This window comes from Diaphorobacter aerolatus (assembly GCF_014489535.1).
Lineage (GTDB): Bacteria > Pseudomonadota > Gammaproteobacteria > Burkholderiales > Burkholderiaceae_C > Diaphorobacter_A > Diaphorobacter_A aerolatus.
Window position 1 is genome coordinate 2,565,043 of record NZ_CP060783.1, and the last position, 20,323, is coordinate 2,585,365.

17 protein-coding genes and 3 pseudogenes are annotated in these 20,323 nt (G+C 63.4%); 9 read left to right on the forward strand and 11 right to left on the reverse strand.

The features are described 5' to 3' along the window. Nucleotides 1–15 precede the first annotated feature (15 nt). Both H9K75_RS12040 and H9K75_RS12045 read left to right on the forward strand, forming a co-directional pair. Nucleotides 16–1,551 carry a reverse transcriptase family protein gene (locus H9K75_RS12040; protein WP_187722859.1) on the forward strand — a complete coding sequence of 512 codons (1,536 nt, stop codon included), beginning with the start codon at nucleotides 16–18 and terminating at the stop codon, nucleotides 1,549–1,551. A gap of 209 nt (nucleotides 1,552–1,760) precedes the next feature. Then, nucleotides 1,761–2,531, forward strand: a complete 771-nt coding sequence (locus H9K75_RS12045) for an SDR family oxidoreductase (RefSeq protein WP_187722860.1) — start codon at nucleotides 1,761–1,763, stop codon at nucleotides 2,529–2,531. On the opposite strand, the pseudogene H9K75_RS25745 reads toward H9K75_RS12045, so the two are convergent. Beyond that, a pseudogene (locus H9K75_RS25745) lies at nucleotides 2,528–2,646 on the reverse strand (IS30 family transposase); the annotation flags it as partial. The gene H9K75_RS12045 and the pseudogene H9K75_RS25745 overlap by 4 nt on opposite strands. 170 nt (nucleotides 2,647–2,816) lie before the next feature. On the opposite strand from H9K75_RS25745, the gene H9K75_RS12050 reads away from it, so the two are divergent. Beyond that, entirely contained in the window at nucleotides 2,817–3,500 is a 684-nt protein-coding gene (locus H9K75_RS12050) for an O-methyltransferase (protein ID WP_187722861.1), read from the forward strand. A gap of 413 nt (nucleotides 3,501–3,913) precedes the next feature. Beyond that, a complete protein-coding gene (locus H9K75_RS12055; protein WP_187722862.1) occupies nucleotides 3,914–4,552 on the forward strand; it encodes an MBL fold metallo-hydrolase in 639 nt (212 codons plus the stop codon). A 36-nt stretch (nucleotides 4,553–4,588) separates the two neighbouring features. On the opposite strand, the gene H9K75_RS12060 is transcribed toward H9K75_RS12055, so the two are convergent. The 3 genes from H9K75_RS12060 to H9K75_RS12070 all read right to left on the reverse strand — a co-directional run bounded on the left by H9K75_RS12060 (nucleotide 4,589) and on the right by H9K75_RS12070 (nucleotide 7,242). After that, nucleotides 4,589–5,368, reverse strand: coding sequence for a M48 family metallopeptidase (locus H9K75_RS12060; RefSeq protein ID WP_226858723.1), 780 nt, complete (start codon nucleotides 5,366–5,368; stop codon nucleotides 4,589–4,591). 120 nt (nucleotides 5,369–5,488) lie between these two features. After that, nucleotides 5,489–6,457: a DMT family transporter gene (locus H9K75_RS12065; RefSeq protein WP_187722864.1), complete on the reverse strand. Its 969-nt coding sequence runs from the start codon at nucleotides 6,455–6,457 to the stop codon at nucleotides 5,489–5,491. A gap of 89 nt (nucleotides 6,458–6,546) precedes the next feature. Then, the gene (locus tag H9K75_RS12070) at nucleotides 6,547–7,242 is read right to left on the reverse strand and encodes a helix-turn-helix domain-containing protein (protein WP_187722865.1); all 696 of its coding nucleotides are present in this window, start codon (nucleotides 7,240–7,242) and stop codon (nucleotides 6,547–6,549) included. 70 nt (nucleotides 7,243–7,312) lie between these two features. Here H9K75_RS12070 and H9K75_RS12075 point away from each other — a divergent pair, with 70 nt between their 5' ends. From H9K75_RS12075 to H9K75_RS12085, 3 genes and pseudogenes are all read left to right on the forward strand, one after another. After that, on the forward strand, nucleotides 7,313–8,698 hold the full coding sequence (locus H9K75_RS12075) for an AmpG family muropeptide MFS transporter (RefSeq protein ID WP_187722866.1): 1,386 nt from the start codon (nucleotides 7,313–7,315) through the stop codon (nucleotides 8,696–8,698). Between the two features lie 147 nt (nucleotides 8,699–8,845). Continuing rightward, nucleotides 8,846–9,562, forward strand: coding sequence for a response regulator transcription factor (locus H9K75_RS12080; protein ID WP_187722867.1), 717 nt, complete (start codon nucleotides 8,846–8,848; stop codon nucleotides 9,560–9,562). 116 nt (nucleotides 9,563–9,678) lie between these two features. After that, nucleotides 9,679–10,907: pseudogene (locus H9K75_RS12085) on the forward strand (HAMP domain-containing sensor histidine kinase). Nucleotides 10,908–10,958: 51 nt separating this feature from the next. Here the strand turns inward: H9K75_RS12085 and H9K75_RS12090 are convergent. Both H9K75_RS12090 and H9K75_RS25165 read right to left on the reverse strand, forming a co-directional pair. Then, complete coding sequence (locus tag H9K75_RS12090; RefSeq protein ID WP_319016815.1) at nucleotides 10,959–11,999, reverse strand: YbfB/YjiJ family MFS transporter; 1,041 nt, start codon at nucleotides 11,997–11,999, stop codon at nucleotides 10,959–10,961. Then, a complete protein-coding gene (locus H9K75_RS25165; protein WP_319016816.1) occupies nucleotides 11,915–12,244 on the reverse strand; it encodes a YbfB/YjiJ family MFS transporter in 330 nt (109 codons plus the stop codon). Before H9K75_RS25165 ends, H9K75_RS12090 begins: the two co-directional genes overlap by 85 nt. A 79-nt stretch (nucleotides 12,245–12,323) precedes the next feature. Here H9K75_RS25165 and H9K75_RS12095 point away from each other — a divergent pair, with 79 nt between their 5' ends. Beyond that, complete coding sequence (locus tag H9K75_RS12095; RefSeq protein ID WP_187722868.1) at nucleotides 12,324–13,223, forward strand: LysR substrate-binding domain-containing protein; 900 nt, start codon at nucleotides 12,324–12,326, stop codon at nucleotides 13,221–13,223. Between the two features lie 45 nt (nucleotides 13,224–13,268). Further along, a pseudogene (locus H9K75_RS12100) lies at nucleotides 13,269–14,305 on the forward strand (NAD(P)H-dependent flavin oxidoreductase). Between the two features lie 475 nt (nucleotides 14,306–14,780). On the opposite strand, the gene H9K75_RS12105 reads toward H9K75_RS12100, so the two are convergent. The 5 genes from H9K75_RS12105 to H9K75_RS12125 all read right to left on the reverse strand — a co-directional run bounded on the left by H9K75_RS12105 (nucleotide 14,781) and on the right by H9K75_RS12125 (nucleotide 20,150). After that, the gene (locus tag H9K75_RS12105) at nucleotides 14,781–15,539 is read right to left on the reverse strand and encodes a hypothetical protein (RefSeq protein WP_187722869.1); all 759 of its coding nucleotides are present in this window, start codon (nucleotides 15,537–15,539) and stop codon (nucleotides 14,781–14,783) included. A 47-nt stretch (nucleotides 15,540–15,586) separates the two neighbouring features. Further along, nucleotides 15,587–16,573: a glycosyltransferase family 32 protein gene (locus H9K75_RS12110; RefSeq protein ID WP_226858115.1), complete on the reverse strand. Its 987-nt coding sequence runs from the start codon at nucleotides 16,571–16,573 to the stop codon at nucleotides 15,587–15,589. Then, the gene (locus tag H9K75_RS12115) at nucleotides 16,570–17,619 is read right to left on the reverse strand and encodes a glycosyltransferase family 2 protein (protein WP_187722870.1); all 1,050 of its coding nucleotides are present in this window, start codon (nucleotides 17,617–17,619) and stop codon (nucleotides 16,570–16,572) included. Before H9K75_RS12115 ends, H9K75_RS12110 begins: the two co-directional genes overlap by 4 nt. Further along, a complete protein-coding gene (locus H9K75_RS12120; protein ID WP_187722871.1) occupies nucleotides 17,616–18,791 on the reverse strand; it encodes a glycosyltransferase family 4 protein in 1,176 nt (391 codons plus the stop codon). The genes H9K75_RS12115 and H9K75_RS12120 overlap by 4 nt, the downstream gene beginning before the upstream one ends. 63 nt (nucleotides 18,792–18,854) lie before the next feature. Beyond that, nucleotides 18,855–20,150: an O-antigen ligase family protein gene (locus tag H9K75_RS12125; RefSeq protein WP_226858116.1), complete on the reverse strand. Its 1,296-nt coding sequence runs from the start codon at nucleotides 20,148–20,150 to the stop codon at nucleotides 18,855–18,857. Between the last annotated feature and the right edge of the window lie 173 nt (nucleotides 20,151–20,323).

The following is a 20,323-nucleotide window of genomic DNA, read 5'->3' on the forward strand; positions in this document are numbered from 1 at the left end:
ACCAATGCTCGACACGTGGCGCTCGCCGTGGCGCATGCGTGGCTTGCCGACAGCGACGCCGATGGTGGCCGACACCAGCGTTCGTTGATTGCCAGAGCGCAAAATTGCCTCGGCCTGGCATCGAGCGACCAGCCCGATTGGCTCGTCACTTGGAGCCTACGCCTGCACCACATGCCTGACCCCATGTGGGCCCGGCTCGATGTTCAGCGCCTCGCATCGGCCTTAGTCGAGCAACAGAGCCTGGGAGCCGCGTGTTATCCGCAATGGCGCGTCATCACGCAGGCTGCCGCCGAAAAAGGGATACCGGACGATGAAGAACCCGACCCGCACGGATTGGGCATTGGGTGGGCAGAGGGCTACGGCGAGGAGGATGACGACACGGAGTCCACCAACGCTGCGCCAAATTTCTCGCAATGGGTGCAGCAGGAGCGCCCAGCGGTCCGTCGCTGGTTGTTGCGTCCCGCTCGCATGCAGATCGCCGCGATGGCTCTGCACGATCTGGGATTGCCGAACTGGGCCGACAGCCAACAGCTTGCACAGGCTCTCGGAATAGGTGTCTCCGATCTCGACTGGCTCGCGAGGCCCGCGTGGCAATTCGCCCCTCGCGACCAGCACGGCAAAAGCCTGGCCGCCAGCCACTATCGCCACAGGCTCACTCCCAAGGCACGCGGAGGTTTGCGATTGCTGGAAGTGCCCAAGCAACAGCTTGCGGCTGTGCAGAAAAAGATTCACGTCCAATTGCTCAGCCGCATCCCCGTGCATGAAGCCGCGCACGGCTTTGTCACGGGCCGCAGCGTGCTGACTCACGCCGCCCTGCACGCCGGACAACCCGTTGTATGCACATTCGATCTGCGTGACTTCTTCCACAGCATCACGGCTGCGCAAATCCGCGCGCTGTGGCGCAGTCTCGGCTATCCCGCAGGGATCGCTGCGCAACTAACGGCCTTGACAACCACCGTCACACCCGCTGGAGTGCGCGAGCGTCTGCTCGAAGATGCAAGCGCAACGCGTTCGCAGATCAAACGCCTCGCAACCCCGCATCTGACGCAGGGCGCTGCATCATCACCCGCGCTTGCCAATCTGTGCGCATTCCATCTCGACATGCGCCTGTCCGCCCTGGCCGAGCGTTTCGACGCACGCTATTCCCGCTATGCAGACGACTTGGTCTTTTCAGGCCCCGATTCGCTGCGCCGCCACTTCGCATCGCTGCGTGGATGGGTGCGCGGCATTGCGCAGGACGAAGGCTTCGCGCTCCACCCGGACAAGACCCGTCGCATGCCCGACCACACGCGCCAACGCATCACCGGCGTGGTCGTCAACGAGAAACCCAATCTTTCGCGCGCAGACTACGACCTGCTGCGCGCGCAACTGTATCGACTGGCTGCGCAGCAAGACCCCGCATCCGATGAATTGCTGGCGACCTTGCGTGGCAGGGTCGCCTGGGCGTGCCAACTCGTCAGTCCTTCGCGGCAGGAGAAACTGAAAACTCTGCTCTCACGCATTCCGCGAGACGATGCTCCACACAAGATGGTGAAACCCATTTTTCAGTGAAAAAATGGCGGGATACCGACCTGTTCAGATCCCCCGAAGTTCATTTGCCGCCACTGCCCCATCGCGCTGCAGCCTGTGGACTTGTCCTGAGCGCTCTGGCGTCCGTGTATCTCTCCATCCGCAATCCTCACGAATCACATAGCCGAATACAGCCAGCGCGAAGTACCGCCGAAAAGCATCATGCCGTCTCCAACACTCGAAGGAACGATATGAATTCGCTCAAAGGAAAAGTCGCACTGGTCACAGGCGGCAGCTCGGGAATAGGCCGCGCGGCGGCGTTGTTGTTCGCGTCCGAAGGCGCCTCGGTCGTCATCGGCGCGCGCAGCGAGCAGCCATTGCGGGAACTCGTTGCCGAGATAGAACATGCGGGTGGCAACGCCGTTCAACTGGCCGGTGACGTCGGCCACGAAGACTATATGCAGCAACTGGCCGCAACCGCCGTGCGCTCGTTCGGACGGCTGGATATCGCGTTCAATAACGCGGGTACGTTAGGCCCCATGGGACCCACCGAGGGAATCTCCCTGAACGAATGGAACGCCGCATTGCAGACCAACCTGACCAGTGCGTTCCTGGCGGCAAAACACCAGGTGCCACAGATGCTCAAGCAACAGCATGGCGGCGCAAGCATCGTATTCACAGGCACCTTCGTAGGCTACACGGTCGGCTTCCCGGGAGTTGCCGCCTACGCCGCGAGCAAGGCGGGCCTCGTCGGATTGGCGCAGGCCCTCGCCGTCGAATACGGCCCTCGCGGAATTCGCGCCAACGTGCTGTTGCCGGGAGGAACCGACACCCCGATGGGCAGACAAATGAGCAACACCCCGGAAGCCCTCGCCGCCGTTGCGAATCTCCACGCGCTCAAGCGATTGGCAACGCCAGAAGAGATTGCGCGGGCGGCTCTGTTTTTGGCAAGCGATGCATCGGCGTTTATGACGGGCGCGGCCATGTTGGTGGATGGAGGGGTGTCGGTGAATCGGGGTTGAGTTGGGCGGATGCCGCCCTTTGCTGCCAGGATGTTCTGGATGGAGGTATGTGGTTGATCGAACAGCTTGCCGATCTGATACGCAATTTGTCGCCAGCCTTCCAGCGCTTGCACATCAATGCCTTCTGCGTTTCTGTGTAGTAGGTCGGTGATCTTTGGTTCACACAACACTCCTTGCACAGAGGTACTCACTGTGTTGCATTGACCGGTTGAATCCGCCGCCAGATGCAGTCATTCAATTGCTGCAAAATTCAGGGCTGACAAGAGCTTTGAGGAAGACTCATCAATGACGAGAGAGCCTGACTATCAAAATCCTGACGTACCTAAATGGGCTTCAGTAGATGCGTATTTTTCTGAAAAATTGGCGCCAGAAGATGAGGCCCTACGTACCGCGTTAGCTGCAAACGCAAATGCTGGTATGCCAACGCATGATGTCTCTGCCGTACAGGGAAAATTCTTGGCACTTCTCGTTAGTCTTAGCCAGGCCAAGCGAGTGCTGGAAATCGGGACATTAGGCGGGTACAGCACGATCTGGATGGCGAGAGCGTTGCCCATCGATGGCGTCATCACCACCATTGAAGTAGACCCGGAACGAGCCAAAGTTGCGGCCCAGAACTGTGCATTCGCAGGATGCGGGAAGAAGGTGGATATTCGTATTGGCGCCGCATCTGAGGTATTGCCTCAACTTCAAGGGCCATACGATTTCATCTTCATTGATGCAGACAAGCCGAACAATCCGAAATATCTGGAATGGGCTTTGAAGCTCGCACGGCCCGGAACAGTCATTGTTGGCGATAACGTGGTTCGAGGAGGCGCCGTGGTGGATACGGATAGTCAAGATGGCAACGTCCGTGGAGTCCGAAAATTCATCGATATGCTTTCTAAAAATCAGCGTCTGGACAGCACTGCATTGCAAACAGTCGGTGAAAAGGGCTGGGATGGTCTGACAATTTCTATTGTCAAGAGTTAGGCTTTCTACCCCGATAGCTCAATCAAGCCGTCCATGACGGCCCTTGGTCGATCACACCAATTCATGGCCGGTGATGCAGATATCCGGCACCGGTTCAGCTTGCCTGCATTTCACTGACCGTTTCTCACCAGAAATGCAGCCGTTGGGGTCGACAACATCGGTACTGAGTAGATTGCTCTTTAGCCGAAAACTGTACTTCGATTTGCAGATGGGGCTGGCAGCAATCGCTGCAACCGAGTCTCTCAACCCCCCAGCCCACCGAACTGAAACCCCGCCCCGAGCATCCCCAGCCTCCATGCGGCAAAATCCTTTTCAAGAACCAATGCATTTCGAATCTTCGTTGTCGCGATTCGGTTCCTGTCGCGACAAAAGCTCCAAGCAGTGATCGTAGGTTCAACACTTCATCGCCCCACATGCTCCACTACCAAACCATTCCCGTCACCGCCTTCCAACAAAACGCTTCCATCGTCTGGTGCGACGCCACCAATGATGCGGCGATCATCGATCCCGGGGGCGATCTGGATGTGTTGATGGGTGAGGTGCGCAGGCTTGGGCTGAATCTGAAAGCCTTGTGGCTGACGCATGCGCATATTGATCATGCGGGGGGTACGGGCGAGTTGGCGCAGAAGTTGGACTTGCCGATCATCGGGCCTGAGGAAGGGGATCAGTTCTGGATCGATGGGCTGCCGCAGCAGAGCCAGATGTTCAACTTTCCGCCCGCGCTTGCGTTCACACCGACGCGTTGGCTACATGACGGGGATACGGTGCAGATCGGCAATGAGACCTTGAATGTGCGGCACTGCCCAGGGCACACGCCCGGGCATGTGGTGTTTCATGCGCCGCAGATCGATCGCGCGTTTGTGGGGGATGTGCTGTTTGCGGGAAGCATCGGGCGCACCGATTTTCCCAAGGGCAACCATCAGCAGTTGATCGACTCGATCACCGGGCGTCTGTGGCCCATGGGGGATCAGACGGTATTCATTCCCGGGCACGGGCCGGAGAGCACGTTCGGACGCGAGCGGCGCACCAATCCCTATGTGGCGAACACCTGAGGCGCGCTAACGCCCGCGTCGTCTTTCTGTCCGTTTCTATTTCTGGTTGCGGCGTGCGGCTTCGTACAGGCCCTGCACGCGGGCGACGTTTTCCTGTAGTTCCTTGATGCGGTGAGGGCCGCTCGGGTGGGTCGACAGAAATTGCAGGCCCTGTTGGCCGGTGGCCTTGCCCATTTTTTCCCAGAGCGTGATCGACGCCTGCGGGTTGTAGCCTGCGCGTGCGGCGAGTTCGAGGCCGACCAGATCGGCGTCGGTTTCGTCCGAGCGGCTGAATTTCAGCGTCAGGAGTTGCGACCCGAGTCCCGCTGCGGCGCGGCCCACGTCGCCCAGGCCCAGCAGAGACGCGCCGAGCGAGATGCCGAGATTGGTGGCCTGCGTCTTGGCGATGCGTGCGCGGGAGTGTTCACGCAGTGCGTGCGCCATTTCATGGCCCATGATCATCGCGATCTCGTCATCGGTGAGCTTGAGCTGGTCGATGATGCCGGTGTAGAACGCGATCTTTCCGCCCGGCATGCAGAAGGCGTTGATCTGTTTGCTGCCGACGAGGTTGACCTCCCAGCGCCAGCCGCGCGCGCGTTCGTTCCATGCGTAGGTATATGGAATGAGTCGCTTGGCGATGTCGCGCAGGCGAATGAGCTGCGGATTGTCGTCACCCGCAAGCGCGCGCTTGGCCTTGGCCTGCGCGAGCAGTTGGTCGTACTGCTGCGTGGCGGATTTTTCGAGCGTTTCGGCAGGCACCAGATTGCGAAGCGAAGAAGCGTTGCCGACATCCACCTGCGCCATGGCCGGTGCCGCGATGGCCGCCGTGGCGGCCATCACAAAGGCGCGTCGTGGATTCCATGGCGTCGTCGTGCCGCACAGGCATGCACCCGTGGTTACCGAGGGAGCTTCGTCGCGGGAGTGGCTGGATTGCTGGGTCATGCACACCAGTTTAATTTAGGGCACGGCGGCTTGCAGGCGCTCGCGCCTTGAAGCCTGGAGTTCGGCGCGCACGACCACCAACAGGCCGACCATGACCAGCGCCAGCCCCACCCAGGATTGCAGCGCCTGATGCTCGCCCACCACCCAGATCGCGAGCACGAACGCCGCGACCGGCTCGATCAGCGAAAGCGTCACGCCCGTGGGTCCGGAAATCCCCCGCAGGCCGCTGGAGAACAGCGCATGCGCAACGCCGGACACCACCACGCCCAGATAGAGCGCCACGAGCAGCGACGAGGCGGTGAAGCGCGGCACGCCGGCCAACGCGAATGCGACCGGAACGGCGAACAGGGCCGCGCCACTGAACACGTAGAAATTCACCAGCGCAGGCGATGCGCGAGCCACAAGGCGCTTGTTGATCAGCGCGTACGCGGCATACGACAGCCCCGCGAGCAGACACAGCAGCAATCCGGGCACCGAAAGCGAGGAAGCCGCGCCCGAGCCCTTGCTGAGGGCCATGGCGACACCGCCCGCGATGCTGACTGCCGTGCCGCACCACCAGAGTGCCGACAGCGGCGTGCGCAGAAAAATCGCCTGCATGAGCCCGGCCCAGATCGGGCTCGATCCAATCGCCACCGCCGTGCCCACGGCCACGCCGGTGAGCTTCACGCCCGCGTAAAAACAGATGCTGTATCCGCCGATGCCGACGGCTGCAAGCGCGACGTGGCGCAGGTCCATTCCCAACTGCGAGGGTGTCGGGAGCAGAGGCCGTCGCGAGCGCAGCGGGCCGCGCTGCGCCAGCACCCAGCACAACGCGGCGTAGAACCCCGCCGACACCACCAGTTGCGCCGCGCCCAGCCAGTAGGGCGACAGGCTGCCGCCACCCAGGCTTTGCGCGGTGCCGGTCGTGCCCCAGAAGACGGCGGCAATGCTGACCAGCGTGATGCCGAGAGCCGGTGAAATGGTGTGAATCTTGGTGTTCGCCATGCCGCGATGATGCGTGCGGGATGGCCGGTGATTTGTAGAGAAACGCTTCTTGTCTTCGACTGTGTTGTCTTTTTTCTTTTATTTTTTTATCAGTCCCTGCGCCGCAGGTCGCGCGCGCCGATCTTGCGGTCGCGCCGCAGCGCAAACGCGAGCGCGCTCGCGCTACGGTAGCCGTAACGCAGCGCCGTGGTCTCGAGCGAGTCGCCGCGCGCAAGGGCCACCTCCGCCGCATCGAGCCTCAGGTCACGCAGCCATTGCTGCGGCGTCTTGGCCGTCAGCTCAAGCCAGCGCAGATGAAAGCGCTGCGCGCTCAAATGCACCAGCGCGGCCATGCGGCGCGTGTTCCAGTTCTCGTGCAGGCTGCGCAAGACCTGTTCGCGCACGTGCTCCAGATCGAGATCGCGGCGCACGAGCACGCGCGGCGCGCCCAGCAGGCCCGAGAGATGATCGCCCGCGTCGCCGCCGGACTGCGGCGTGCGCAGCGCCGCGGGTACGGCAAACCGCCGCAGCTTGTCGACGCCGCTGCGGTCATGCGGCGCGTCGATGACGAGCAGCCTCGCGCCCGGTGACGCGAGAAAGCCGTGTTCTACGCCCGCCGGCACCACCATGCCGCAGGCCGCGTCGACGAATGCGGCGCGCCCGTTGACCTCCAGCTCCATCCGGCCTTCGAGCGCGTACAGGATCTGCGCGTGATCGTGCGCGTGCGCCGCGTGTTCGCCGCTGTAGTGGCGAATCGACGCGACGGGTGCAGTCAGCGCGAACGGAGGTGGGGCGTGGCGGGCCATTGGCAGATGGTAGCGCGGCCTCGGGCATGACATCCGCATAATGACGCCTGCCGCTCCAACCTGGCCTCACATGTCGTCCGAATCCACCGCACAGAACCAAACCACATCCGGGACGCCCAGAAAATCGTGGCGCGACGCCTGGCTTGTCTATCTTCAGCCCGAAAGCCTGCGCATGCTGTCGCTCGGATTTGCAGCGGGGCTGCCGTTGATGCTGGTGCTCGGAACGCTGTCGTTTCGGCTGCGCGAGGCCGGTATTGATCGCGGCACCATCGGGCATCTGAGCTGGGTGGGGCTGGCCTATGGCTTCAAGTGGATCTGGGCGCCCATCGTGGACCGCGTGCCGCTGCCCGGTCTGACGCGCGCCATGGGCCGCCGCCGCAGCTGGCTGCTCATCGCGCAGATCGGCGTGATGTGCGGGCTGGCGGGCATGGCGCTCGCGAATCCGCAGACCGCGCTGCAACCGATGGTGGTGTGGGCGCTGGTGACGGCGTTCGCCTCGGCGACCCAGGACATTGCGCTCGATGCCTACCGCATCGAATGCGCTCCCGCCAAGGAGCAGGCGGCTCTCGCCGCGAGTTACCAGACGGGCTACCGCCTGGCGATGATCTGGTCCGGCGCTGGCGTGCTGTGGCTGGCCGCGCGTGCAGAACTCTCGGGCAGCGCGGGCGGTTATCAGAATGCCGCGTGGCAACTGGCCTATCTGGTGATGGCGGGCTCGATGCTCGTCGGCATTGTCACCGTGCTGATTTCGCCCGAACCCCAACGCGTGGAAATGCCTGCCGCGCGCAGCGCTGGCGAGTGGCTCCAGAGCACGCTGATCGAGCCGTTTGCGGATTTCTTCCGGCGCTACAAATGGCACGCCGCCGTGATTCTTGCGCTGATCGCCGTCTACCGCATCAGCGACGTGGTCATGGGCATCATGGCCAATCCGTTCTACGTGGACACCGGTTTCACCAAGGACGAGGTCGCCACCGTCACCAAGATCTACGGCGTCATCATGACGCTGGTGGGCGCGTTCATCGGCGGCAGCCTGTCGATGCGCTTTGGCGTGATGCGCATCCTGATGCTCGGCGCGATCCTGAGCGCCTTCACCAATCTGCTGTTCGCCTGGCTCGCGGGCTATGGCCACAGCGTGCCCGCGCTGATTGCCGTGGTGTCGGCAGACAACCTGGCCTCGGGCATCGCCTCGGCGGCGTTCGTGGGCTATCTCTCAAGCCTCACCAACATCAGCTACTCGGCATCGCAATATGCGCTGTTCTCGTCGCTCATGCTGCTGCTGCCGAAGTTCATCGCGGGTTTTTCGGGCGACTACGTGAACGCGCATGGCTACGCCAATTTCTTCGCCAGCACGGCGGCGCTGGGGCTGCCGGTGCTGCTGCTGGTCTGGGCTGCGGGCCGGGTCAAGAAAAGCGGAGAGCGCGCAGGCGAGTCTTCCGTTTCCTCTGCCGTTGGATAAACTGCGCGGCGCTTTACCTATCTTTACGGAAACCGTAAAGACGCGCAGCACACCTGGTGCACCATCTCCGTCAGACATTCATACCTGCGCTCATGCGAATGCGTCGGCGGTGTCCGTGCAATCCGCGAATCGAACAATCCAAGCCACATGCCACACAACCTGCTGATGATCGAAGACGACGCCCGACTCGCCCAGATGGTGAGCGAGTATCTGGGGCAGTCCGGCCTGCATGTCACGCACTGCGGAGACGGCACCAGCGGGCTGGCGCGCCTGACCGGACCCGAAGCGGCGGAACTTCCCGATCTGGTGATTCTCGATCTGATGCTGCCCGACATGGACGGGCTTGAAATCTGCCGCCGCATCCGCTCGCTGCCCGCGCCCGCGTCCCAGGTACCGGTGCTGATGCTGACCGCCAAGGGCGATCCGATGGACCGCGTGATCGGTCTTGAAATCGGTGCCGACGACTATCTGCCCAAGCCATTCGAGCCACGCGAGCTGCTGGCCCGCATTCGCGCGATTCTTCGCCGCCGCGAGACCGGCGCGCAACCGGCCACGCAGACGCTGCGTTTCGGCTCGCTGGAGATCGACCGCGATGCGCGCACGGTCACCGTGAACGGCCAGCTCGCCGATCTCACCTCCTACCAGTTCGATCTGCTCGTGACGATTGCCGAACGCGCGGGCCGCGTGCTCACGCGCGACCAGATCATGGAGGCCGTGCGTGGCCGCGAGCTTGAGGCGTTTGACCGGTCCATCGACGTGCACATGGGCCGTATTCGCGCGGCCATCGAGGTCGATCCGAAGAATCCGCGCCGCATTCTCACGGTCCGCGGGGTCGGTTATGTCTTCGCGAAACAGCAGGATTGACGAGATGATGAAACGCCTGCTGCTGCATCGAGACTCGCCGCTTTTCGTTACTTTTTCTGTTCGGTCACGCTCCGGTGTCCGCATCGCAGGATCGTTGTGAGTCCTGATTGACAACCATGTCCCTGATCAGCCCGTTTTCCCGCCGACTCTATCTGCGCATCTGGCTTGCGGTGGTCGGGGCGTGCTGGTCTTTGCATTCGCCATCGGTTTTGCCTGGCGCTGGGCGGCCGAGCACAGCGTGCAGAACATGCAGCCGCCGGCACGCGAGATCGTCATCGTCGGCGCAGATGGCAAGGCGATTCTGGAGGGCCTTGCCACGCGCGAGCGGCGCGAACCCGGCGAGCCCACGGAATACAACATCGAGACGGAATCGGGCGAGAAGCTGCATATGCAGCTCTCGGCCCGCGCTCCGCGCCAACAGGGACGTGATGGCGCGCGCGGCGTCGCCTACTGGCTGCGCCCGCCGTTTGGCTTCTTCTGGGTTCTCGCGGCGGTCGGCATTGCCGTGACCATCGGCGTGTTTCCGATCATCCGCAAGCTGTTGCAGCGCCTTGAAAATCTGCAGCGCAGCGTCAAGCGTTTTGGCGAGGGCGATCTGCGGGTGCGGGTGCGCGCCCAGGGACATGACGAGGTGGCCGATCTGGCGCGGCAATTCAACGCCGCCGCGTCGCGCATCGAGACGCTGGTGCAGTCGCACAAGTCGCTGCTCGCGAACGCGTCACACGAACTCCGCTCACCGCTCACACGCATCCGCATGGGCATGGAGCTGATGCAGGACGGCACGCCCTCGCCCGCCTCGCGCGCAGAAATTCTGCGCAATATTGCGGAGCTGGACCAGTTGGTCGATGAAATCCTGCTCGCCAGCCGACTCGACTCCGGCGCGTCCGAAGTCGGCACCATGGAGACCGTCGATCTGCTTGGCCTGTCTGCCGAGGAGTGCGCGCGGGTCGATGCCGATCTGAGTGCCCGCACCGATGGGCTCAACGTCACCGATCTGGACGTGCAGGGCATTGCCAAGCTGCTGCGGCGCGCGGTGCGCAATCTGCTGGAAAACGCTCGCCGCTACAGCCTGGGCGAGGTCACGCTGGATCTCACGCGCGAGAGCAACGAGGTCGTGATCCGCGTGTGCGATCACGGCCCGGGCGTGCCGCCGGAACAGCGCGAGCGCATCTTCGAGCCGTTCTACCGCCTGCCGGGCGCGAGCGAGCGCTCGGGCGGCGTGGGTCTGGGTCTGGCGCTGGTGCGCTCGATTGCGCAGCGCCACCATGGCAGCGTCAAGTGCGAAGACCGGCTAGACGGCCAATCGGGCGCATGCTTCGTGTTGCGGTTGCCGGTGAGCGGCTAAGAATCGCCTGCACGCCCCGACCAGGAAATCGCGCGGATTTTTCCGCGTCCCTTAGTTCCGGCCCGCCGCCTTCTCCGGCCAGCACCAAAGCGAAATTGCGTAGATCACGGCGCCCGCGACCAGCGCCAGGGATGCGCATTCAAGGGCGCGATCGAATCCCCTGCCATCCGCAGAATGCTGGAGCAGCCATGCCACCAGCGGCGGTCCCGCAATCTGACCGATGCTGTATGTGCCGGTCACCAGCCCGGCAAAACTGTCTGCTGACGCGGGCCATTCGCGGCGCGCCTCCTGCAACGCAAAGAAAGAGATCGCGGTGAAGGGCAGTCCCACAAGCAGGCTGCTGACGAGAAAACCGATGGTGGTGGGCATCCACAGCGTCAGGGCCACGCCCGCAGCCTGGATCAGGTAGGCCACCAACAACAGCCAGCGGCGCGACCAGCGCACCGGCAGGCGCGTGCTGATCAAGGTGCCGACGAGCGCGCCCGCGCCAGCAATCGGCCAGAAGAGATCCGCCCAGCCGGTATTGCCTGGCAGGACGGTGCGCGCAATCACCGGCAGAAAGGTCGCGGTGATGATGTACCCGAAACCCGACAGGCCGTAAGCCAGGGCATGCAACACGCGCGTGGGTACGGGTTGGGCGCGCATGCTCGCGGCCTGCGCCTGCGTGGGTTTTGGTGCGCCCGTGCTCAAAGTCAGGGCCGCCGGGCCGCGTATCACGGGCCAGATGAACACGCACAGCAACGCGGCCAGCACGCTGAATGCCACCCACCCACTGCGTGACTGCCAATGCGCGGCCACCATCACGCTGGTCATCAGACCCGTGATGAGAATGCCCGAGCCAGGACCCCCGAAAACAAGTCCCGCGAGTTCGGGCCGCCCGAGTGCCGAAAGCCGCACCATGCACCACGAGGCCGTGCCGAGAAACGTGATGCCGCTCGCCACGCCCGCTGCAAAACGCAGCAGCGGCCAGGCATCCTGAATCGGAAACGCCATCGCCAACGTGAGGATCACCGTGGCAGACAGGCCCCATTTCGCCAGACGCGCCGGGTGCCATTTCGCGTAGATCGCAGGTGACAGCCACGGAAGCGCCATGCCGATGAGCGCACCGACGAGATAGCCCAGATAGTTGGCGGTGGCGAGCCAGCTTCCCGTGCGAGGTCGATCACTCCGTCGTGCAGCATCATGGGCAGCAGCGGCGTGAACGCGAAACGACCAATCCCCATCGCCACGGCCAGCGACGCCAGCCCCGCCAGCCCGACGATCCATGGTCTGACGGAGCCCGAGGGCGGTTGCTGCGCGGGGGTGGCTGTTTCCGGGGTGGAGGAATAGGTGCTCATGGCGCGTGGATAAATCTTTTTTTTAGATTAATTCATATAAAATAATCTCGCAACAAGATTCTAATCCTGAAGGCTCTTCATGGACCTGTTGTCACTCGACATTTTCCGCACGGTCGCGCAGGAACATAGCGTCACGCGTGCCGCCGAGCGGCTCGGACGCGTGCAGTCCAATGTCACCACGCGCGTACAGCAACTCGAGGAGCAGCTCGGCACCGCGCTGTTTTTCCGCGAAGGCAAGCGCATGCAGCTCACGCCCGCCGGAACCACCTTGCTCGGATACGCCGAGCGCCTGCTGTCGCTCGCAGAAGAGGCGCGCCAGGCGGTCTCGCCCGAACATCCCATGGGACGCCTGCGGCTCGGCGCGATGGAAAGCACGTCGCTCGTGCGCCTGCCCCAGCCGCTCGCGCAATTGCATGCCGACTGGCCCGATCTGCGACTGGAACTGCGCACCTCGCCCTCGCGTCAGTTGATCGAGCAGTTGCTCGCCCACGAAATCGATGCCGCGCTGGTCGCCTGGCCACCGCCCGGCATGGACGCCGACGAGCTGTCCGTGGATTGCACTCCCATCTACGAGGAAGCACTGCTGCTGGCGCTGCCGGCCACGCATCCGCAGGTGGCGTCTGCCCGGGACCTTGAACTGCATACCGTCGCCGCCTTCACCCGCGGCTGCACCTATCGCCAGATCGGCGAAGACTGGATGCGCGCCGGTGGCCGCCAGCAGCCGCAGGTGATCGAGCTGGCCTCCTACCCGGCGATTCTCGCGTGCGTCGCCGCAGGCAGTTGCGCGGGCGTCGTGCCCCAAGCCCTGCTCGACCAGTTGCGCGCGCCGCCCGCACTGCAATGGGTGCCGCTTCAGCCCTGCACCACCATGCTGGTCACCCGCCAAGGCTTTGCGACACCGGCATTCACGGCGCTCAGGAACGCCCTGCTGGCCAGCGCCAACGTCCGTGCCGAGTCCGCCACGGCATCCGTGTCATAACCCCACCTTCAGGAGAGCACCATGTCCGCCGCTTCCATCCCGTCCATGCTCGAGCAACTGGGCATCGAACACCCCATCGTCCAGGGCCCGATGACCGGCTCCGACACGCCCGCACTCGCAGCGGCTGTTTCCGGGGCGGGCGCACTCGGCATGCTCGGCTGCGGCATGCGCTCCCCAGCGCGATGCAGGAGGCCGCAAGCGCCGTGCGCAAGGCCACCGACCGGCCCTTCGGCATGAACCTGTTCGTGCAAAAGACACCGTCGCCCGACGCCGCCACCGTTCAGAAAGCCATCGAGCGCCTCGCGCCGCTGTACGCCGAATTCGGCCTCACGCCGAGCGTGCCGGCGCAGTGGTGCGAAGATTTCAACGCCCAGTTTGAAACCCTGCTCGCGCTGAAGCCCGCCGTTGCGAGCTTCACCTTCGGCATCCTCACGCAGCCCCAGGTGGATCAATTGCACGCCGCCGGTTGCCATGTCATCGGCACCGCCACGACCTTCGCCGAAGCCGAGGCCTGGCAGGCCGTCGGTGCCGACGCCGTCGTCGCCTCGGGCATGGAATCCGGCGGTCATCGCGGAACCTTCCTGGGCGATTTCCAGGCCAGCATGATCGGCACCCTGCCGCTGGTCGCCGAATGCGCCGCACGCCTGCACATACCCGTGATCGCGGCCGGCGGCATCATGAACGGTAGCAGCATCGCCGCCGCACAATCCCTCGGCGCACAGGCCGTGCAGATGGGCACGGCATTCCTCGTCTGCCCCGAATCCGGCATCGGCCCGCCTACCGCGAAGCCATGGCCGCAGCCACGGCCAGCGACACGCGCTGCACCCGCATCTACTCGGGCCGCTACGCACGCGGCATCGTCAACACGATGATGGACAAGCTCGCCGAGTTCGAGCACGACATCCCGAATACCCCGTGCAGAACGCACTCACCGGCCCCTGCGCAAGGCCGCAGCCGCCGCAGGCCGAGCCGACTACCTGTCCCTCTGGGCCGGCCAGGGCATCGCCACCGCCCGAGTCATGCCCGCAGCAGAACTCGTACAAAAACTGGTGAACGAACTCAAAGAAACCGCGCGGCGTTAGTAAACGGCTTGCACGAGCGAAGCAAAGTGCCGATCCCACCTCCCCGGATTCGACTGACTCGCGGGGGTTGTCCGAACGGAGCGCGTCAGCGCAAAGTGAGTTCCACCGCGTGACTTCAAAGCGCGTTTTTGATTACTTTTTGAGCGCAAGCAAAAAGTGATTGCCCCGCCGGGGCAGTCCCGGCCTCCGCAAGCAACGCCCCGACAAGAGCAAACCCGAGCGCCCGAGGCACGAGCGAAGCAAAGTGCCGATCCCACCTCCCCGGATTCCACTGACTCGCGGGGGTTGTCCGAACGGAGCGCGTCAGCGCAGAGTGAGTTCCACCGCGTGACTTCAAAGCGCGTTTTTGATTACTTTTTGAGCGCAAGCAAAAAGTGATTGCCCCGCCGGGGGCAGTCCCGGCCCCGAAATTCAACCCCTCAGCAAAACCCGATGACGCCTCAAAGAAAAGCGCCAAGCCGGGCGCACTCCGACTTCAAGAATTCCACCACTGCGTCTTCTCCCGCGTATGCCTGCGCCTGAACCGCGAATACACGTTGTCATTCGCCTCCAGTTGCAACCGGTCAAACAACTCCATCACCACCACGCCGAGCGGGTGCAGACCGCAAACCGCTTCCAGCCGCCAGCGCATGTTGCGCAGCGTGTCGTCGGTGCCCGGAATGAAACCGGCCACTCCGTCGAACAGACCGACGCGATGCGTCCATAGTTCGTCCAGCGCCGCCTGTTGGTCGGGCGTCTCGCCGTTCACACCGAGGATGAAGCGCTCGGTCTCGCCGAGCTTGACGGAGTTGATCAGTACCGGTCCATTCATCGCGATGGCGCGCAGCAGCGGTTCGTCATCATGGTCGATGAAGCTGTCGCAGGCGGCGATCAGCCAGCGCGTGTCCAGATGCGCCGCGAGAAAATCGCGCTCGGCCATCCACATGCGCTTGAGGCGTTCGTAGTTGGCCTTGACGTCGGCCTCGCGGCGAAGCAGCACGATCAGCATGGCGTGCTGGTACAGCAGCTCGGACTGCCCGACGAATTCGCGCCGCACCTTCGCCAGATGCTCGTCCAGATTCACCGAAGCGCCATGCGCGTACTTCGCCTCTTCCTCGCCCGTGATGATGCTTTCACGCAGATGCGTGAAATCCTGTGCGTCGAGTTGCTGCACGTGCGCATCCGCGCCAAAGCGCCGCCGGTGCCGCGTGAAGGAGAACCATTTTTCGAAAGCAGATTTGCGGCGATGGATCATGGTGACAACGGTTCATTCAGTTCAGGCGATGGGGCTTGTTTGTTCGCTCAACAGCCAAGATAGCGACCGAGGATGCTGTCGCTGCGCACCAGCCGCCGCTGCACGTAGAGATCGAGCCGCTTGCGATCAGGCTTGCGCAGCTTGATCAAGGGCGGCATGGCCTTCGCGACCGGGCGCATCATGAGCTGCACCTTGAGCATGCCACGACTCCAGCGCGAAGCCACGTGGTAATAGAACGGCCCGTCCTCGGCGCGCGCCAGCGCCAGACGGTAGCCGCCGCGCTTGCGCATCACGTACTGGATCGCCAGATGCATGCTCAGATAGTCGGGCGAGAAAATGCGCTGCCGCACCTGGTCGAAAATGCCTTCGGCGCGCAATTGCTCGATGTAGGCCTCGTTGCTTCCCGGGACCACGCGCGTGGTGAATTCCGCTTGCAGATCGACGATGAACGGACTTGCCGGCGGCGCGGCCATGAACCAGTTTTCGACCACGGGATAGGCCGCATCGCTCGTGAATTGCTCGAGATAAAAGCCCACGTAGTCGCTTTGCGTGCGCGCCTGCGTTGCGATCACCCACTCCAGCGAGGTGGTGAGAATCGTGCTGGCGTCGAGCCAGATCCCGCCATGGCGCTTGAGCAGTTCGGCGCGCACCCAGTCGGCACGCTTGGGCGCGGTGCTCTGCTGCAGTTCTGCAGGAATGGCGTCCAGATAGCGCAGCACGCTGCGCTCATCGAGGATGCGAATGTCGAACTCCGGACACATGCGGCGCCAATTGTCGAAGCAGCGCTGAATCAGCTCCGGCTGCGCCGTGCCGCTCCAGAATGCCCAGATGATCCGGGGAATGCGGTTCTGGTTACCCACCGGCGGGGCCGCGTCGTGCGCGGTGGGAATCTCAACGCACTGAAACGGCCGCTCGACAAAGCTGCGCACGGGCTTGTTGCGCAGTTGTTCAAAACCGTAGACGAGCCGCGCGAACATCAGTTCACGACGGTCGCTCGCCGAAATGAGGGGCGTATTGACGACAGACGAATTCACGCTACCTCGCTGGCTTTCAACCACCGTTGAAGTTTGGATTTTCGCAACCACCATCCGCGCACGGCATAAGCCTTGCACAGGGCCTCGGGCGACAGCGGGGAGGAAGCCAGAAAATGCTGCCGGATGCTTTGCAAGGCCTGCGTCTTTTGCGGGTCACCGTCGGCCACCGAATTCATGTAGCGCATCGCGCCAATGAAGTTGCGCGCGCTCTGGTGCGCCAGCGCCAGTCGGACCTTCTCGTTGCCCGCGCAGGCCACACTGGTCTGCAAGGCCGCGCGGAAATCCACGAGCGCATGCGCCTGATCGAGCGCCTTGCCGAGGTTGGGCGTTGCCAGAATGCTGGTGCTGCGCTGGCGATATGCAACCCAGGGTTGATCGGCGTAATAAAAGGTCGAAGCGCGCAGCATCATGAGCGGCATGGTTGCCATGTCTTCAAAATAACGGCCGACCGGAAAGCGCAGATCACTGCCCCACAGCGCGCGTTTCGATATTTTGGACCAGGCATGCAGCTCACCGGGCATGAGCGCAGCGGCCAATACCTCGCAGCGGTCGCTCAACACGCGCCGCGCAGGGCCTGCGAAGCTGCTTCGGTGGCGCTCACCGCGCAGGCGATGTTTCCATTTCGACGTCTCGCGCCAGACCTGAAAGTCGCAGAGCACCACATCGGGCGCATGCGCCGCCGCGATGCTCTCCAACGCGCTTATGCTGCCCGGCAGCAGCTTGTCGTCAGAATCGAGAAACCACAGGTATTCACCGCGCGCAGCTTCAATCATTGAATTGCGCGCCGCGCTCAGGCCCTGGTTGCGCTCGTGCTGCATCAAGGTCAGCCGCCCCGGCCAACGCTGCGCGAGCGTCTGCAAGAGTTCGCCTGAGCCGTCGGTGGCGCAGTCGTTGAGCACCAGTACCTCGACGCCCGCCACATCCTCGATCTGAGCAACCACGGACAGCAGGCATTCCTCCAGAAAGGGCTCGACGTTGTAGACCGGCACCAGCACGCTGAGCCAGGGCGAGGCCGGGGATGAATCGGAATGCTGCCGTGTCGTCATATCCGCGAAAGATCCAGAGGCTCATCACCCGCAATGATTTGCCCGAACAGCGTCTCGTAGCGCGCGATCATGCGTTCAAGCGTGTAGAGCGTGTCGGCATCGGCGCGGCCCTGTGCGGCGAGCCGTTCGCCGTCTTCGGGACGGGTCAGCACGCGCTCCAGCGCGTCGGCGAGCGAGGCGGCGTCTTCGTGCGCGACGAGCAGTCCGTTGCGGTCATGGTCAATGACTTCCTGCACGCCAGGCGCTCGCGTCCCGATGGCCACGCAACCGGCGGCCATGCCTTCGATGAGCGAGAGCGGCATGCCTTCGTAATGCGTGGACAGCACGCAGATCTGGTGCGTCATCAGCAGACCGGGCACGTCCTTGTGATGGCCGAGAAACTCGACCTGATCGGTAAGCCCGAGTTCCGCGCTGAGCTTGTGCGCGGCATTTCTCGCACTGGCCTTGCCTGCGCCCGCGAGCTTCACGCTGGGCCGGTGGCCCCGGCTGCGCAGCAGCGCAATCGCGCGAAGCAGCGTGGTGTGATCCTTCTGCCGCGCAAACCGCGCCGCCATGATGATCCCGGGAATGCGCTCGCGCCAGGAGTGCTGCACCGCCGCGGCGAAGGGCGCGGTGCGGATGCCGTTCGAGATGGCGAGCGTCTTCGCGACCGGCGTGCCCTTGTCGAGCAGTACCTGCTTGACGCCTTCCGAGCACCCCACGATGGCGTCGGTTCGCCGCGAAAGCCACAGCATCTGCCGTGTCCGCGACCAGGTGTAGCGCTCGCGCGAGTTGTGTTCGACGTGCACGAGATGCGGCACCTTCGCAAGCAGCCCCGCATAACGGCCCCAGAGATGCTCGCTGAAGCCATGCGCGACCAGAATGTCGGGCCTGAAGCGCTCGCAGATTTTCACGAGTTGGCGAACGGTGGCGATATGCGCCCAGCCCGCGACCATCTCCACGGGAATGCCTTCGCTCAGGAGCGCATCAACGCGTGCCTGTTCGGTGTGCGGCTTGCGCCGGAGCACCAGCAGCGGCTCGAATGATTGTCCCGCGAGATGTCCGCGAACCAGATCCACGGCCACCTGCGTGGCCCCGGAGAATCCGCCGGTGACGAAATGCAGCACGCGTGGACGCCGCAGCGCGCGATCGGTGGACTCGGTCGGGGTGCTGGCGTGGCTGGGCGTGGACATGGCAACGAGTGTACGGGAAGCATCGCGCAATTTGCGCCGCTCATCGCCGCGAGGTGCGTGTCGTCAACTCTTGGCGGCGGCCGCATCGCACACGGTGCGCTCCAGACCGATCAGCATCGACCAAAGCAGGATGATGCTGAACAGATAGAACATGATGCCGCTGTTGTGGGCAAAGAATACCTGCGTGAGACCGAAGCCGAAATACAGCACCGGCACGCAGACACCGCACATGCGCACAGCCAGCACCATGCGCCTGAGCGGCGGGTTGATGCCCGCATCGAGCAGCCGCATGCGTTCGCGCGTGGGCCAGAACATGCGCAGTGGCAGGATGTAGAACCACATCAGGAGCGCGACGCCCACCAGTCCGGTTTTCACGAACACGTCGAGTATCTCGTTGTGCACGAACTTGTATATGACGATGGCGGGCTGGTACTGGCCCAGTGCGACGCGCCTCGCCTTTTCCTGCGTATAGCCCGCCACGCCCCAGCCGAGCAATGGCTTTTCCTTGCCAGCTTCGAGCGCGAAACGCCAATGTTCGAGGCGCTGCCCCACGGAGGTGTTGGCATTGCGCTGGGTGTCGTAGACCCTGATTTCCGACGCCATCTCGTCCCAGCGCACCGTCAGCATTTCGCGGTTGATCACCGACATCAACCCTGCTGCAACCATCAGCCCCACCACCACACGCCAGAACAGGCGCACGCGATAACGGTAGAGCAGCACCAGCCCGAAGGGCATGGCGACCAGCACCGCCAGCCAACCGCCGCGCGAGGCCGACAGCACCGAGGCATCGAGCCCCGCGACGATGGCAACCGTTGCCAGAACCTTTTCGCTCCAGTTCAACTGCTTGTGGATCGCCGCCAGAAACACGGTCAGCAGCACCGAGAGCAACAAGGCGAGATTGCCGTACTGGATGGCATTGGTTCGCCCGGTCGCGCGCCATTCGCCCAGCACGTGCACCTGCCAGATGGCGATGGCACCTGCGCCGATGCAGCCCGCGATCAAGCCCCAGATGAACGCGCGGGGGCGCGGCGGATACACCGTGGCGTAGAGCAGGCAGGGAATCGCCAGAATGAATTTGGATGGCCGGTCCCACTGGCCTAGGCGCTCGGACGGATCGGCCATCGCAATCCAGATCAGCGCCATCGAGAACAGGCAGACCGCGAACCAGTAAGTGAGTGGTCGCTGCGGCGCAACCGGCCAGCGCTTGAGCGTGAGCAGCGCGCCAATCAGCAGCAGCGCGGCGCCGTAGGAATACCCCGAGGCAAGCCACAGCGCGAGGCCGGGAACCGCAAACGCGGCGGCCGAATTCAACTGAACCGGCCAGGACGTTTCGGCCGGATTTCCGTAAGCAAATTTCAAGATGAGGGACTCGTGTTGAACCGCAGTGATTGCAAATTGCAGTTTGTCCCATGAAAGGTCGCCAGCGCCATGCGGACTAACAAGTACGCCGCGCTACCAATAGCGATTTTTTTCTGCGCACACCCATCACAGGCCGCACAACCTTGAGCAAACCAGACCATCTGGCAATGAAT

Excerpts from the sequence above, each read along its gene's own strand:
- H9K75_RS12115 (WP_187722870.1), bottom strand. The coding sequence starts at position 17,619 with ATGACGACACGGCAGCATTCCGATTCATCCCCGGCCTCGCCCTGGCTC.
- H9K75_RS12105 (WP_187722869.1), bottom strand. The coding sequence starts at position 15,539 with ATGATCCATCGCCGCAAATCTGCTTTCGAAAAATGGTTCTCCTTCACG.
- H9K75_RS12120 (WP_187722871.1), bottom strand. The coding sequence starts at position 18,791 with ATGTCCACGCCCAGCCACGCCAGCACCCCGACCGAGTCCACCGATCGC.
- H9K75_RS25165 (WP_319016816.1), bottom strand. The coding sequence starts at position 12,244 with ATGAGCACCTATTCCTCCACCCCGGAAACAGCCACCCCCGCGCAGCAA.
- H9K75_RS12080 (WP_187722867.1), top strand. The coding sequence starts at position 8,846 with ATGCCACACAACCTGCTGATGATCGAAGACGACGCCCGACTCGCCCAG.
- H9K75_RS12050 (WP_187722861.1), top strand. The coding sequence starts at position 2,817 with ATGACGAGAGAGCCTGACTATCAAAATCCTGACGTACCTAAATGGGCT.
- H9K75_RS12075 (WP_187722866.1), top strand. The coding sequence starts at position 7,313 with ATGTCGTCCGAATCCACCGCACAGAACCAAACCACATCCGGGACGCCC.
- H9K75_RS12065 (WP_187722864.1), bottom strand. The coding sequence starts at position 6,457 with ATGGCGAACACCAAGATTCACACCATTTCACCGGCTCTCGGCATCACG.
- H9K75_RS12055 (WP_187722862.1), top strand. The coding sequence starts at position 3,914 with ATGCTCCACTACCAAACCATTCCCGTCACCGCCTTCCAACAAAACGCT.
- H9K75_RS12090 (WP_319016815.1), bottom strand. The coding sequence starts at position 11,999 with ATGGCGCTTCCGTGGCTGTCACCTGCGATCTACGCGAAATGGCACCCG.
- H9K75_RS12045 (WP_187722860.1), top strand. The coding sequence starts at position 1,761 with ATGAATTCGCTCAAAGGAAAAGTCGCACTGGTCACAGGCGGCAGCTCG.
- H9K75_RS12095 (WP_187722868.1), top strand. The coding sequence starts at position 12,324 with ATGGACCTGTTGTCACTCGACATTTTCCGCACGGTCGCGCAGGAACAT.
- H9K75_RS12070 (WP_187722865.1), bottom strand. The coding sequence starts at position 7,242 with ATGGCCCGCCACGCCCCACCTCCGTTCGCGCTGACTGCACCCGTCGCG.
- H9K75_RS12060 (WP_226858723.1), bottom strand. The coding sequence starts at position 5,368 with ATGGCCGCCACGGCGGCCATCGCGGCACCGGCCATGGCGCAGGTGGAT.